This is a genomic window from Romboutsia sp., from assembly GCF_056995035.1.
The window spans coordinates 41,906-57,563 of the sequence record NZ_JBXKIW010000008.1 but is presented as its reverse complement, the minus strand read 5'-3'; the positions used below and the strand labels follow the sequence as shown (position 1 = coordinate 57,563).

Genomic DNA, 15,658 nt, shown 5'->3' with positions numbered 1-15,658 from the left:
GTGGTTATAATAGCAAAGAGGATACACCTGTTCCCATTCCGAACACAGAAGTTAAGCTCTTTAGCGCTGATGGTACTTGGTGGGCAACTGCCTGGGAGAGTAAGACGTAGCCACGTAGTCTTTTTTTCATGTCTAAAAACATTTCTATAAATATCTTAATACAAAATAATCATCAAATTCTACTATTTTATATAGATTCAATTTATATAAAAATAAATTATCACATTTTAATTTTATCTTATATATAATAAAATAAAGGAATTTGGGGTGAGCATATGCAAAAAGTATTTGATGTAGGACAAAAGTTATTCTTTGACGTATTAATTATATGCCTGGTGTCATTTATCTACTTTAAAATAGTTCCTATGAATGAAATAACGTTCTTTATTGGAATATTAATATGTGCATTTTATTTTGGAGTAAATTTCTATACAGGATATAAATATAATTTAACAACAACAGAAGCCTTATTTGTAGGAATTATGGGGTGTGGAGTAGGAATATTTCTATCTTTTTTTGCAGTATATACGAACTTCATTTTACAAAACCCTATTGGAGCTATATGGATTACAATGCCTTATTTAACTCCAACTACTCCTATAATTGAGTTATTTATTAAAGACCTAAGTATTTTATATGTATTTCAGTTAATGTTTGTGAATATATTATTAGTTATATTTGGTTCTTTTAGTAGAAAAATTATGAATAAATTAGCGCCTTAATTACAATAATTATAATGTAGGATAAAACTTATAATATAAAGGGCTTGGTGATAATATGTATGAAGTACAAATGAGATATATGTATTCAGAAAATAATGGAAATCAATTTAATTTTAGATGTGAAAAATTTAATATAGAGAATAATAGATATAAATTTGAAAATATATTTATGGATAATTTTATTATACGTGATATGGAAGTAAGTAATGAAGATATAGCTTTAATAAAGATTAGATAAAAGGCAGCCGAAAGGTTGCTTTTTCATATATTAAGGGATTATAAAAACATGACACTGTGGATAAGTAATGTATAACATGAGTATGAAGATAGTAAACAGGTAGAGGTATAAATGCTAGTACTTGAATTCATAGGTAAAGTAACTCAATAAATACATAGTAAAGGTTTTAAAATAGTCAGAAGATATGGGTTGTATTCAAGAAGGAAGAACAAAATAAGCCAACAAAGCTAAAGAGAAAGCAGTTAAATATATAATATATCCTTTAAGAGTAAACGATGATCAAGAAAAGATAGCTATTGATACAAAGAAAGATTTTGTAAAAAACTACAATAATATTTTAACTAAAAAAGTAAAGACTACACTTAAAACTTAAAAATCTATTTATTAATTATAAAGGAGTTATGGTTGGTAATGGGTAAATATGGTTTAGAGCTTCACCTTCAGAAAATTCAAAGTATGGAATTATATCTATAAATAAAGGAGGAATCATATGAAAAAAATTATAAGTATTATTATGACATTGACATTAGTTATTGGATTATTAGGATGCACAAAGGAAAGTTCAAATGCGAGTAATTCAAAATCAAAACCAAAGCAAAATATAATAAATGTAAAATCAGAAACGATTAGAGATGTAAAACTTGAAGATGTTATTAAGACAGCATTAGGTGGGTATAACAAAGAAATTGACGGAGAAATTAAGTATTTATACAATAAAATTGATCTTAATGGAGATAAAAAAACAGAAACATTTGTAATGTTAATAGGATCTTATGTTTGTGGAAGTGGAGGATGTACAGCTTTTATATTTAATAATGATTATACTTTAGCTTCCAGATTTACATTAGTAAATTCTCCTATTGTTATAAGTGAAACTAAAACAAATGGTTGGAAAGACATTATAATGCCTGTATCAGGTGGAGGAGCGACGCCATTTAATGCTATAATGAAATTTAATGGCAAGAAATATCCATCTAATCCGTCTGTCCAACCAGCAGTAAAAGATATATCAAAAATTAAAGGGACAGCTATAATATCTGAAAAAGAATTAAAAGGAATAGAACTTCAATAAACTCAAGACTCCTAGAAATAGGAGTTTTTTATATATGCTATAGTAGTAGAAGATTAATAATTACGTCTAGTTAGTATATTAAATGATTATAAGAGAATTTATGCTAAATTTGTTAAATATATTGATTTAAATATACAATATATGAAATAATATAAAATGAAAAGGTCTAGACTTTCATAAAAATAAATTATAAAACAGAATAATTAATGATGAGGGGTATTTAAATTGAAGCAATATTTTATAAAAACATTAAATGGAATGGGACTAGGATTATTTGCATCTCTAGTTATAGGAACTATATTGCAACAAATAGGAATTTTAACAAATATTGAGCTATTACAAACTATAGGAATAATGGCAAAGAATATGATGGGAGCAGCAATAGGAGTAGGAGTTGCCTATTCTTTAGGAGCATCATCACTAGTTATGTTTTCATGTGTAGTTGTAGGGATGATAGGAGCAGGAAGTATAAGTATTGTAGAGAGGGTGAGCACTTTATCAATAGGAGATCCTGCAGGAGCATATATAGCTTCCTTAATAGCAGCAGAAGTAGGAAATAGACTATATAGAAATGGTGGATTAGATATAATTATTGTACCAGCAGGAACTATAGTAATTGGTGGAGTTATAGGCGTATTTGTATCTCCTATAATTTCAGGTATAATAGGTATAATAGGACAAGTAATAAATAGATCTACAGAATTACAACCTTTATACATGGGACCTATAGTTGCTGTAATAGTAGGATTAGTATTGGTATCTCCTATAAGTTCAGCAGCATTAGCAATTGGACTTGGATTAGATGGAATAGCAGCAGGCGCAGCAGTTGCTGGATGTGCATGTCAAATGGTTGGGTTTGGAGTGATTTCATATAAGGAAAATGGATTTTCCGGTTTAATATCTCAAGGATTGGGAACTGCTAAAATTCAATTTCCTAATGTAGTTAAAAATCCACGAATATTAATTCCTACCACGATTTCTAGTATAATAGTAGGAGCATTATCTGCTAGAGTATTTGCAATAAGGTCTAATAGTACAGGAGCAGGGATGGGAACTAGCGGACTAGTAGGTCAGATACAAGTGATAGATGTTATGGGAACTAATGCATTACTTCCTATATTATTATTACATTTTGTCCTACCAGCATTAATAAGTATTATAATAAGTGAATATATGAGAAAAAAAAGACACATAAAGTTGAATGATATGAAATTATATAAAATAGACTAAAGTAATTGAAAACTAAGCCTATAGTTTGGATAATTCCAGATTATAGGCTTTATTATATTTATCACAGTATCATAAACTAAAAGTATTGATTAATGATTTTATGTACATAAAACTTATAGGACTGCTAATCACAATAGAAAATATAAAATTTCACATATGATATAATTAAAATATAAAATAAATAAAAAGAAGGTGTTCAATTGAAATATTTATTTAAAGAAAATAATTTTGAAAACAAAAAAAATCAAATAATAGAAATATATAAACGGTTAGTAAAATCAAATAACAATCAAACAAAAAAAATAATGCTGTTAGTTCCAAATAACATAACTAAATTACAATATGATAGAAAAATAAATATAGAATTTAGTGAAGAATTAAATATTATTACATATATAAGCTTTGTAAAAAAAGAGTTAATAAAATTTTGGCCAGTAGTTTCAGAGAGTTGCGACAAGATAAAAAAGGATGTAGTTTCACCAATTTTTATATCAAGTAGTTTAACTGATTACATAATAAATAACAAAGTAAAAACAAAAAGAAATTTAGACGGCTACTTTGAAGATATAACAGGTACTAACAGAAATATTTCTATGAGTATAAATACAAATATAAATAAGGCGGCATTAAGTTTAATTGATTTTAAGACTATAGGAGAAAAAATTTATCTATCTAAAAAGAATAGAGATAGTATAATGAGATTTTCTTACAGTCAAATGAATGAGATTATAAACTATTATACAGATACGTTATTAGAAAATTCAATGTTAGACAACTCTTTAAGTATATATTTATATAATAAATACCTATTAAATAATGAATTATATAGAAATAACTTAAAAAAAGAAATAAAATATCTTATAGTTGATACTCTAGAAAGTTGTAGCACGGCAGAAATAGATTTTATGAAATTAGTACAAGATTATGCAGAGGATACGTATATTTATTTTAATAGTACAAGAGACTACTCTGTATTCAATAATGTAGACATGGAATATATCTATGAAAGTATACTAAAACAAAACGGTATAAATGAAATGAAATATGATCACGGACAAGAAATTAATATGGTAGCGGATAGTATAGAAACTATAAAACAAAGTTTTAAAAAGAATGTAGATATAGAAGATATATATTTATTACCAGTAGATATAAATTTAAATGAATCTAGCCAGTTATATAGTGAAATGATTGAAGAAGTTTCAAATAAGGTTATAGATATGATATCTAGCGGAGTGCAACCTAAAGATATAGCTATAATATCACCTATAAATAATACTGTATTAGATTATCAAATAAACAATAAATTAGAAAATAATAATATAGATGTATTTAATATTAAAAAAGATAAGAAATCAGTAGATTATCCATATTCAAATGCTTTAGTAATAGCAGCTTGTATTTTTTATGATTATATAGAAAGTATAAAAGAAGAAGAGTATATAAGTTTAATAGAAATAGTATTAAATGTAAATAGAGTACAAGCTTTTAAAATATTCAAGAATAAAGGTGAAAGTGAAGAACTCAATAATCTTTTAGGATATATAGAAGACAAAAAGGATAAGAATTTAAAAATAAGTGAATTCTTAATTCAATTTTATATCGATAAAATGCTTAACCTTAAATATGGACGAGAGAATGTACACATATGTAAGCAAATAATACATGAAAGTGAAGTATTTACTGAAAATATAAGTTTACTAGGAATAGACAAGAATAATGATAAAGAAAAAATATTTATAGATGCATTAAGGACTACAATAAATGATTATTATTCAGTATCAGAGTTACAAGAATTACATGAATCTAACAAAGTAGTTATAACAACGCCATATTCTTATATATCATCAAATATGGACAGACCTATGCAAATATGGATAGATATAGGTAGTAACGCGTGGAACATGAAAATAGAAAAAGATATAAGTAATGTTATAGTACTTAGAAAATCTTTTAAAGAAAATAGAATTTATACTGATGCAATGGAAGAACACTATAAAAAATATTACTTATATAATATGATATATAATCTCTTAATAAATGCAAAAAAGGTTTATGCATATAAAAGTGAATATACTGTAAATGGATATATTCAAGAAAGTATATTATATAGCCTACTATTAAAAATATTAGATAAAGGGGAAAACTCATATGAATAATATAAACTACAGAGAAGACCAATTGCCAATAATAGCATATGAAAATGGAACTATGGCAGTTCCAGCAGTTCCGGGAGCCGGTAAAACCTTTATAGTTACAAACTTAGTAGCAAAGCTCTTATCAGAGAAAAAACATAATAAATCAAAGATATTAATACTTACTTATATGAATAGTGCAGTTAACAACTTTAAAGGTAGAATAAAGAAAATACTGCAAGATAATGAAATAAAAGAAGAAAATTCATATGAAGTTATGACTATACATAGCTTAGCTGTAAAAATAATAAAAGAAAAACCAGAAGTTGTAATGTTAAGTGAAGAATTTAGTATTGCAGATGATCTGCAAAAAAGTATTATACTAGGAGAATGTATACATAAATTCAGATTAAGTGGTGGAGAAGCAGCATTTCAGTGGTTCCTAAAGGATCAAAAGGATGGCGAGTGGAAAGATAGAATGCTTGATGCTTGGGAAAATGGATTTTATGATCTTGTGGGAAATGCAATAGGTGAATTAAAATACAAAGAGATTTCTACTGAAAAATTAGAAGGTATAGTTTCAAATGAATATAAAGGAATATTAAAAATAATACTTCCTATTTATAAAGAGTACGATAAAAAGTTAAAACAGAATGGATTATTAGATTATGATGATATTTTAATTTTAGCATATAGGGCCTTAACACTTGATGAGAACTTAAGATCAAAATTTCAAAATAGATATAAATATATATTTGAAGATGAATGCCAAGATTCAAATGAGATTCAAGGTAAAATCATAAAGTTAATATGTAAAGAAAATAACAATTTAGTTAGAGTGGGAGATATAAATCAAAGTATTACGGGCACATTTTCATCATCAGATCCAAAATACTTTAAAGAATTTATACAAGATGCAGACAATTGTTATAAAATGGACATGTCTAATAGAAGTTCTAAAGACATACTAGATTTAGCAAATAAGCTAGTTAAGTATGTAACATCAGAATTTAGACAAGAAGAATGCAGAGATGCACTAGAGGATATGAAAATAAGAACAGTTACAAGTGGTATGGGATATAAGGAAAATCCGAATCCTGAGATATATAGCATAAATACCAAAAGATACGAAACTTGGAATGATGAAATAAAAAAGACAGTAGCTTATACAAAAGGGATAAAAAAGAAGTACCCAGATAAAAGTATAGGAATACTCGTACCATTTAATGATCAAATTACACAAGTAGCAAAAGAGTTAATGGAAGAAAATATGGAGTTTGAAGAATTAGGACCAAATTCCTTAAGCAAAAGAAAGATACTAAATAATATTGCTTATATTATTGATTTTATATTAAATTGTGATGAAATAGAAAAGCTTATAAGTGCTTTAGATAAGGTATTTATACATAGCGATAATGATTTAGGGAAAAAAGATTTTTTAAACATGCTTAGAAAATATACAGTAGAAGAGCTTATATATGAGGAACAAAAAAATGGTTCTATTATAATCGATAAAAATAGCGATATATATATAGGATTTTTAAATGGAATAAAGATTTTAAAAGAAGTTTTAGAGCATTCTACTGTCAGATTAGATATACTAATTTTATTCATAGGAGAAAAATTAAACTTAGAGAAAGAAGATAAAGCAGTTATAGATTATTTAGCTTTTTATATAAAATTTATTACATCAGATAACATTAATACGAATTTAGTAGATGTTTATAATATATTATTTAATACTAAAAATAAAGTGTTTAATCATATTATTGAAGTAGTTTATGAAATGAATGGATATGAACCACAACCAGGAAGTATAACAGTATGTAATTATCATAAATCAAAAGGTATGGAATGGGATTGTGTATTTTTACTAGGTCTTGTAGAATATAATTTTCCAGATAATGTTACCCAAAAATTCCAATGTGATAAATGGTACTTAAAGGAGAAATACAAAAACCCAACAGCTATTATTAAATCAGAAATAGAAGCCGTATTAATGGGAGAAGCTCCTACAAACTATATGTATACAAGTAAAATAGATTTAATAAATGAAAAAATAAGGTTACTATATGTAGGTATAACAAGAGCTAAAGAAATGCTAATATTATCATGTAGTTCTTATAAAGATAAAAGTGAAGTTGGCAAAAAAAATAAAGAACAAAAACCATCGTTATACTTAAATGAATTAGAGCAATATATAGAAAGAAGAAAAAAGGAAGTGATTATAAATGAATAAAAAATTAAATCATTTTACATATAGTCAAAATTCAATAAATACCTATAAATCATGCCCTTTAAAGTTTAAATATAAATATATTGAAAAAGTTAATTGGAAACATGACGATATAGAAAGTAGAGAATACTACGAGAGTTTAAAAGTAGGTACAGAATTCCATTTACTATGTGAAAGGTATTTTAGCAATATACCCTTAGGAATAAAAGTAAGTACACAATCTAAATTCATAAAATGGATAGAGAAAGTAAAAACATTAATTCCTATGCAGCAGGAGTATACTTATTTACCCGAATATGAAGTAAGATATAATCTAAATGGAAATATAATACAGGCAAAGTATGATTTAATAATAATAAAAGAAAATGAAATTGAAATATGGGACTGGAAAACAGAAAATAAAAAAGTAGATTATAAAAATGCAGAAAATAGAATGCAAACTATTGTGTATATGCTTTTAGCTAAAGAAGCAATACCCAAATTATTGAATATTAATATAGCCACAGAAAATATAAAAATGAAATACTACCAACCAGAGTTTGATACTGATTGTGTTACTATATCTTATAGCGATGAAAAACATGCTATAAATAAAAAAAATATAATATCGTATATAGATAAAATACAAAACACTAAATATGATGATAAACAAGAAACTTATAAATATGATTTAATAAAAGATAAAAAGCATTGTAAATTTTGTGAATTTAATAAGTTATGCAATGGAGTAGACTTAGATTATAGTGTTTTTGAGGAGGAAATTTATGGGCGTTAAATTTGTATTAGGTAGAGGTGGAAGTGGAAAATCTACTTATGTACTTAATGAAATAAAAAAAAGAGTGCAAGATGATGAAACATCTCCAGTTATACTGTTAGTTCCAGAACAGTATACCTTTGAGATGGAAAAAAATATGAGTAAACTTTTTCTAGGGCAGGAAAAAGATAAGTTTTTAAGAGCAAGGGTATTAAGCTTTAAGACTATGAGTAGCATAGTTTTTTCTCATGTTGGAGGATTAACTGATGTTAACATAAATTCAAGTGGAAAAGCTATGATGACTTATAGAGCTATAGAAAGTATAAGTAGTGAGTTGAATATATTTTCAAAATCAGCTTCACAGTCAGGTTTTGTAAGCTCTATATCAGATATGATATCAGAATTAAAACAATATAATGTAAGTCCTGAGATGTTAGAAAATATATCAGGTGAAGTAGAAAATGAAACATTAAGCTTAAAGTTAAAAGATGTAAGCAAGATATACAAAGAGTTTGAAGAAAAACTACATGAAAATTACGTGGATTCTCAAGATATGCTAAAAGCATTAGCAGATAAGTTAGATATATGTGATTATTTTAATGGTGCATATATTTATGTAGATGAATATACAGGATTTACTCCCAATCAGTATAGAGCTTTAAAATCAATATTTCACAAAGCAAAAGAAGTATGTATATCATTAACAGTAGATAATTGTAGTAATATTACATATAACAAGACAGATGCATTTTCAAGGACTAAATTTACATATCAAAAACTTATAAAGCTATGTAATGAAGAAGGTGTATCATTACTTCCATCAGTAAATTTAAATAGTTCGGTTATACCAAGATTTAAAAATAGTGAAGAACTTCAACATTTAGAAAGATATTATCATTCATATCCATATAAGGTGTACGATAAACCAACTCAGAATATAAAAATAAAAGAATTCAATAATTTATATTCTGAAGTAGAGGAAATAGCAAAAGAAATAATATCCTTAGTAAGAGATAAAAATGTTAGATATAGAGATATAACGGTAGCAACAAGAGATTTAAATAAATATGACTTTTTAGTAAATTCGATATTTAATGAATATGAAATCCCAAACTTTATAGACAAAAAAAGAGAAGCTAAAAGTAATCCTATAATAGTGCTTATTATATCAGCACTAGAAATGAGAAATAGAAGATATAGTTATGAAACTATGTTTAGATACTTAAAAAGTGGACTTATTGGGATAAGTAATGAAGAAATTAGTTTACTTGAGAACTATGTACTTGCTAATGGAATAAAGGGTAAGAAGTGGTTTGAAGAAAAGTGGGAGTATAGAATAAACCACAATATAGTAAGTGATGAAAAAGAACATGAAATAGAGATAAGAGAAAAAGTAAATGAAATAAAAGATAAAGTTTTAAAACCTATAATAAAGCTACAAGAAAATTTAAAAGGAAAAAATAAAGTAGAAGATATCTGTAAGTTTATATATGAATTCTTAATAGATATAGATATGCCAACTACTATAGAAAATTTAATAATGAAGTTTAAGGATAAAGGTGAATTAGATATAGCAAATCAATATTCACAAGTATGGAATATAGTAGTAGAGACTTTTGACCAAATGGTAGAAATAATGGGTGATGAAAAAATAGCTTTAGATAAGTTTATAAAACTTATAAGTTTAGGATTTGATGAATATGAGTTAGGATTAGTTCCTCCAAGTATAGACCAAGTACTTGTAAGTAGTGTTGATAGAGTTAAAAATCCTAATACAAAGTATCTTTATTTGATAGGAACAACAGATGGTACATTCCCACTTATAGCGAAAGATAATGGTTTGCTTAGTGATAATGATAGAGCGAATTTAGGTCAAAAAGGTTTAGATGTAGATATAGATAGTAAGACTAAAACATTTGAAGAACAATATTTAGTATATAAAGCACTTACATCAACAAGTGAAAACCTAACAGTAAGTTATCCAATCTCTGATCACGAAGGAAAAACAGTAAGACCATCAGTAATAGTATCTAGACTTAAAAAGATATTTCCAAATATAGATAATCAAAGTTATTTAGTAGAGGTAGATGCAAAAACTGATGAAGAAGTACTTAATAAAATAACTGCAAAATCACCAACTTTCAATGAACTTATTAATAAAATAAAAGAGTTTGATGAGGGCAAAGAAATAAATAATATATGGTTAGATGTATATAGATATTATTGTAATGACAAAGAGTATAAAGAAATATCTAAAAAAGTTATTAGTGGATTAAATTATACAAATCAAGTTCAAAAAATTGAAGAAGAGAAAATAAGAAGTTTATATGATACTAATTTAAGTGTTTCTAGATTAGAAAGATATGCTCAGTGTCCATTTGCGTACTTCATTCAATATGGATTAAAAGCAAAAGAAAGAAAAGAATATGAATTTAGTGCACCAGATTTAGGAACCTTTATACATAATATATTAGATCAATTCTCTAAACAATTAAGTGTAGATAACTTAGACTGGAGAGATATAGATTATACATACATACAAAATAGAGTATCTCAAATAGTAGATGAAATAGTATCAAAAATACCAGGATATATATTAGAAAGTTCAGAAAGATATAGATATCTCGCTTATAGACTTAAAAATATGCTTGTATCAGCGATAAGTATAATTAGTGAACAAATAAAGCAAGGTTCATTTGACCCAGTTGATTATGAAGTTGACTTTGGTAGTAAAGGAAAGTATCCTCCTATAAAAATAATATTACAAAATGGAGAAGAAATAAACCTAAGAGGTCAAATAGATAGAATTGATGAATTTGAAAATGAAGATGGAAAATATATAAGAATAGTTGATTATAAATCAGGAAAAAAAGATTTAAGTTTAACAGATATATATCATGGACTTCAATTACAATTATTAGTTTATTTGGATGCGATACTAGAAAGTGGAAAAGATAATGCTCAAAACTTAAGTCCAGCAGCAATATTATACTCTAGAATTGATGATCCTATAATCAAAGCTGATGAAAACAAAGAAGATGAAGAAATAAGAGAAGAAATATTAAAGAACCTAAAGATGCAAGGTCTTTTAATTAAAGACTCTGATATAATAAAACAAATGGACAAGTCTTTAGCTAGTGGAGAGCGAACTACATCTTTAGTTATACCTGCCAATTTAAACAAAGATGGGACATTAGGAAGATATACAAAAGGTGTAACAAATGAAGAATTTGAAGTAATAAGAAAGTACGTTAAAAATCTTATAAAAGATTTATGTGAAGACATGTTAGGTGGGAATATAAGCATAGCTCCATATAAAAATAAAGATAAAAACTCATGTACTTTCTGTAATTATTCTTCAATATGCCAGTTTGATACAACTTTAAAAGATAATAAATATAAAATAATAAATAAAAAAAGTGATGATGATGTAATAAATACAATGAGAGGAGAGGTGAAATAATGAGTTCTCCTAAATGGACAAATGAACAACAAGCAGTTATAGATAGTAGAGATTGCAACTTACTTGTAGCAGCGGCAGCAGGCTCGGGAAAAACAGCCGTATTAGTTGAGCGTATTATACAAATGATAACAGATAGGGAAAATTCTATTGATATAGATAAGTTACTTGTAGTTACATTTACAAATGCAGCAGCATCGGAAATGAGAGAAAGAGTGGGAGATGCTATAGGAAAAGCCTTAGATAAAAATCCAGAAAATAAGCATCTACAAAGCCAGCTTGTGCTTTTAAACAAAGCCAGTATAACAACAATACATTCATTTTGCTTAGAAGTCATAAAGTCAAACTTCCATAAAATAAACTTAGATCCTAACTTTAGAATAGGTGATACCACAGAATGTACACTACTAAAAGTAGAAGCTATAGAAGAAGTTTTTGAACAACTTTACTTAGATAGAGATAAAGGATTTTTAAATTTAGTTGAAAGTTATGCAGAAAAAAGAGGCGATAATAATTTGCAAGATATCATACTTAGTATATATAATTTTGCAATGGCATCTCCTGACCCAAAGGAATGGTTAGAATTTTCAGCAGAACAATTTAATATAGATGATAACTTTGAGTTTTCTAAATCTATATGGGCAGAGGCGATACTTGATAGTATAAAAATAGAAGTAAGTGGCATGGAAGTTAGTATGAAAAAAGCATTAGATAACATAGATGGAGTAGAAGAGCTTGAAACTTATACTGATAAATTTAAAAGTGATTATAGTTGTATTAAAAGAATATTAGATGGATGTAATGAATCGTGGGATAAAGCTTTTGATGCAGTAACATCTATAAAGTTTGAAAACTATGTAAAAGGAGTAAAAAGACTTCCAAAGGATGCGCCATCATATATAAAAGACATAAAAGATAGAGCTGATGATATAAGAAAAAAAGTAAAAAAATCAGTAGAATCAATGTTAGATTCAACGTTTAGTATGCAAAAAGAAGATATAAATGAAGAAATTAAGTATTTATATAATGTAGTAAAATCTATATCAGAAACTGTAATAAAATTTGAAGAAGCTTATCAAAGTAAAAAAAGAGAAAAAGGAATAATAGATTTTAATGATATAGAACATTTTGCACTAGAAATATTAACAGCAAAAAATGAAGAAGAAAAAGTTATACCATCTGACATAGCTCTTACCTATAGAGATAAATTTTATGAAATATTCATAGATGAATATCAAGATAGCAACTTAGTACAAGAAGTACTACTTAGTACAATTGCAAAAATTAAAACTCCAAATAGATTTATGGTTGGGGATGTAAAACAAAGTATATATAGATTTAGACAAGCAAAGCCAGAAATATTTTTAAAGAAGTACGCAGACTACGATAATGAAAAAGGTTCATTATATAGAAAAATAATGCTATACAAAAACTTTAGAAGTAGAGCTGAAGTAGTAGACTGTGCAAATTATATATTTGAAAATACGATGAGTGAAAATATAGGTGAAATTAATTATACTGAAGAAGAAAGACTTAACTTAGGAGCAGCATTTAAAGAAAATAATGATGAAAATGCTATTGTAGGTGGCCCATCAGAAATACATATAATGCAAACTAGAGCTAAAACTGAAGAAAAAAATTATGATAAAGAAATTGAGAATAATACTGAAGAAGAGCAAGAAGAAATAGACAACATACAACTTGAAGCTAGAATGGTTGGTAACATAATAAAAGATTTAATGAACACTAGTGATGATGAAAAAATACAAAAAATTTATGATAAAAGATTAGATGATTATAGACCGGTACAGTTTAAAGATATAGTAATACTACTAAGAGCAACATCTGCTTGGGCACCTGTATTTGCAGATGAACTTATGAATATGAATATACCAACTTATGCTGATACTGGAATAGGATACTTTGATACTATAGAGATAAAAACTATTATGTCACTACTTCAAGTAATAGATAATCCAATGCAAGATATACCACTTCTTGCAGTACTTAAATCTCCAATTTGTGGATTTGATCCAGAAGAATTGATAGATATAAGAGTAGAAGAAGGCCAAAAAAGTTTTTATGAAGCCTTGGAAATTTTTAGCCAATATGAAGATGAAAAAGGACAAAAATGTTTATGGTTTATAAATAAACTAAAAGATTTTAAAGAAAAGTCATTATATATGAGTACTGATGAATTTTTATGGTACTTATACACTAAAACAGGATACTATGCTTATGTAGGTGCATTACCTGGAGGGTCACAAAGGCAAGCTAACTTAAAAATACTGTTTGAAAGAGCTAAGCAATTTGAAGAAACTAGTTTCAAAGGTATATTTAACTTTATAAACTTTGTAAGCAAACTTAAAAAATCTAACACAGATATGGGTAGTGCAAAAACACTTGGAGAAAATGCTAACGTAGTTAGAATAATGAGTATACATAAAAGCAAAGGACTAGAGTTCCCTATAGTTATTTGCTCAGGAATGGGGAAAAACTTCAATACTCAAGATTTTAAAAAGAATATACTATATCATCATAACTTAGGATATGGACCTCAAGTAGTTGATTATGATAGAAAAATATCTTATCCAAGTATAGCTAAAGAAGCTTTAAAAAATAAGATAAATGTAGAAAATTTATCTGAAGAAATGAGAGTTTTATACGTTGCTTTTACAAGACCAAAGGAAAAGTTAATAATAACAGGTTCTACGAGGAACATAGAAAAAAGTTTAAAAACATGGTCAAATGGAATAAGTGGCAATGAACCAATATCACAATACAAAGTTTTAAAAGGTAAAGGATTCTTAGATTGGATAATGCCATCAGTTTTAAAACATAGGGACTTAGAAAACTTAAGAGATTTTGCTGACATAGATTTAGATAATATAGATGATCATTCATCAAAATGGAGTGCTAAATTATGGTACAAAGATGATGTAGTACTAGAGGAAAAGCAAGAAGATGAAAATGAAAGTGTAGCAGATATTTTAGAAAATTTAGATATGGAAAAGCCGGATAGTGAGTATTATAAACTTATTAAAGATAAATTAGACTTTAATTATCCATACGAAGCATGTGTTACAAAACCTGCGAGTATATCAGTTACTGAAATTAAGAAAATACAAAATACTTATGAAGAAAATGAATTCACACAACAAATATTTAATAATCAAATTACTTTAAAGAAACCTTTATTTATGCAGGAAAATGAAGATAAAGATAAAATAACTGGAGCAGAAAAGGGTACAATAGTTCATTTAGTTATGGAAGTCTTTGATTTTAATAAAATAAATAATGTAGGTGAGATAGAAGAACAAATAAATGGTTTTGTAAAAAAAGATATAATGACACAAAAGCAAGCAAGTATTATAAATCCATATAAGATATATAAATTCTTTAAGTCAAACTTAGGTCAAAGAATGTTAAAATCTGAATTTGTAAAAAGAGAGCAGACAATTTATGCTCAGATAAAAATGAAAGATGTATATATATATGAAGATTTAATTAAAGAAGATAATACTAATATTTATGGAGAAGAAAGTCTTATGCTAAGAGGTATAATAGATGCGTACTTTGAAGAAGATGGAAAAATAGTTCTTGTTGATTACAAGACGGATTTTGTAAATGAAGAAAATAAAGATGAAGTTATAAATATATATAAGAAACAATTAGATTTATATAAAAATGTACTTCAAGAACTTACAGGAAAAGAGGTAAAAGAAAAGTATGTTTATTTATTCGGAATAGATGAAGGTATTTCAATATAAAATATAAAAAAGAGATAAGAAAAAGTATAAATTTCTTATCT

9 protein-coding genes, 1 rRNA gene and 1 pseudogene are annotated in these 15,658 nt (G+C 26.6%); all 11 read left to right on the top strand.

Annotated elements, in window-relative coordinates; translation table 11 throughout:
* The 11 genes and pseudogenes from rrf to addA all read left to right on the top strand — a co-directional run bounded on the left by rrf (position 1) and on the right by addA (position 15,617).
* Positions 1 to 116: ribosomal RNA gene (gene rrf, locus AC11VW_RS00980) — 5S ribosomal RNA — on the top strand.
* Positions 117 to 275: 159 nt separating this feature from the next.
* On the top strand, positions 276 to 722 hold the full coding sequence (locus AC11VW_RS00975; RefSeq protein ID WP_484299523.1) for a hypothetical protein: 447 nt from the start codon (positions 276 to 278) through the stop codon (positions 720 to 722).
* Between the two features lie 55 nt (positions 723 to 777).
* Complete coding sequence (locus tag AC11VW_RS00970; protein ID WP_484299522.1) at positions 778 to 960, top strand: hypothetical protein; 183 nt, start codon at positions 778 to 780, stop codon at positions 958 to 960.
* 108 nt (positions 961 to 1,068) lie between these two features.
* Positions 1,069 to 1,182: pseudogene (locus AC11VW_RS00965) on the top strand (transposase); the annotation flags it as partial.
* 268 nt (positions 1,183 to 1,450) lie between these two features.
* Positions 1,451 to 2,032: a hypothetical protein gene (locus tag AC11VW_RS00960; RefSeq protein WP_484299521.1), complete on the top strand. Its 582-nt coding sequence runs from the start codon at positions 1,451 to 1,453 to the stop codon at positions 2,030 to 2,032.
* A 225-nt stretch (positions 2,033 to 2,257) separates the two neighbouring features.
* Positions 2,258 to 3,262: a PTS sugar transporter subunit IIC gene (locus AC11VW_RS00955; protein WP_484299520.1), complete on the top strand. Its 1,005-nt coding sequence runs from the start codon at positions 2,258 to 2,260 to the stop codon at positions 3,260 to 3,262.
* Between the two features lie 200 nt (positions 3,263 to 3,462).
* Positions 3,463 to 5,421 carry a hypothetical protein gene (locus tag AC11VW_RS00950; protein WP_484299519.1) on the top strand — a complete coding sequence of 653 codons (1,959 nt, stop codon included), beginning with the start codon at positions 3,463 to 3,465 and terminating at the stop codon, positions 5,419 to 5,421.
* A complete protein-coding gene (locus AC11VW_RS00945; protein ID WP_484299518.1) occupies positions 5,414 to 7,636 on the top strand; it encodes an ATP-dependent helicase in 2,223 nt (740 codons plus the stop codon). Before AC11VW_RS00950 ends, AC11VW_RS00945 begins: the two co-directional genes overlap by 8 nt.
* Positions 7,629 to 8,408 (top strand): PD-(D/E)XK nuclease family protein, encoded by a 780-nt coding sequence (locus AC11VW_RS00940; protein WP_484299517.1) that lies wholly within the window; start codon positions 7,629 to 7,631, stop codon positions 8,406 to 8,408. Before AC11VW_RS00945 ends, AC11VW_RS00940 begins: the two co-directional genes overlap by 8 nt.
* Positions 8,398 to 11,850: a helicase-exonuclease AddAB subunit AddB gene (gene addB, locus AC11VW_RS00935; protein WP_484299516.1), complete on the top strand. Its 3,453-nt coding sequence runs from the start codon at positions 8,398 to 8,400 to the stop codon at positions 11,848 to 11,850. The genes AC11VW_RS00940 and addB overlap by 11 nt, the downstream gene beginning before the upstream one ends.
* A complete protein-coding gene (addA, locus tag AC11VW_RS00930; protein ID WP_484299515.1) occupies positions 11,850 to 15,617 on the top strand; it encodes a helicase-exonuclease AddAB subunit AddA in 3,768 nt (1,255 codons plus the stop codon). The genes addB and addA overlap by 1 nt, the downstream gene beginning before the upstream one ends.
* The last annotated feature ends 41 nt before the right edge of the window (positions 15,618 to 15,658 follow it).

Coding starts and splice junctions, on each gene's coding strand:
- AC11VW_RS00975 (WP_484299523.1), top strand. CDS start 276: ATGCAAAAAGTATTTGATGTAGGACAAAAGTTATTCTTTGACGTATTA.
- addA (WP_484299515.1), top strand. CDS start 11,850: ATGAGTTCTCCTAAATGGACAAATGAACAACAAGCAGTTATAGATAGT.
- addB (WP_484299516.1), top strand. CDS start 8,398: ATGGGCGTTAAATTTGTATTAGGTAGAGGTGGAAGTGGAAAATCTACT.
- AC11VW_RS00945 (WP_484299518.1), top strand. CDS start 5,414: ATGAATAATATAAACTACAGAGAAGACCAATTGCCAATAATAGCATAT.
- AC11VW_RS00940 (WP_484299517.1), top strand. CDS start 7,629: ATGAATAAAAAATTAAATCATTTTACATATAGTCAAAATTCAATAAAT.
- AC11VW_RS00960 (WP_484299521.1), top strand. CDS start 1,451: ATGAAAAAAATTATAAGTATTATTATGACATTGACATTAGTTATTGGA.
- AC11VW_RS00970 (WP_484299522.1), top strand. CDS start 778: ATGTATGAAGTACAAATGAGATATATGTATTCAGAAAATAATGGAAAT.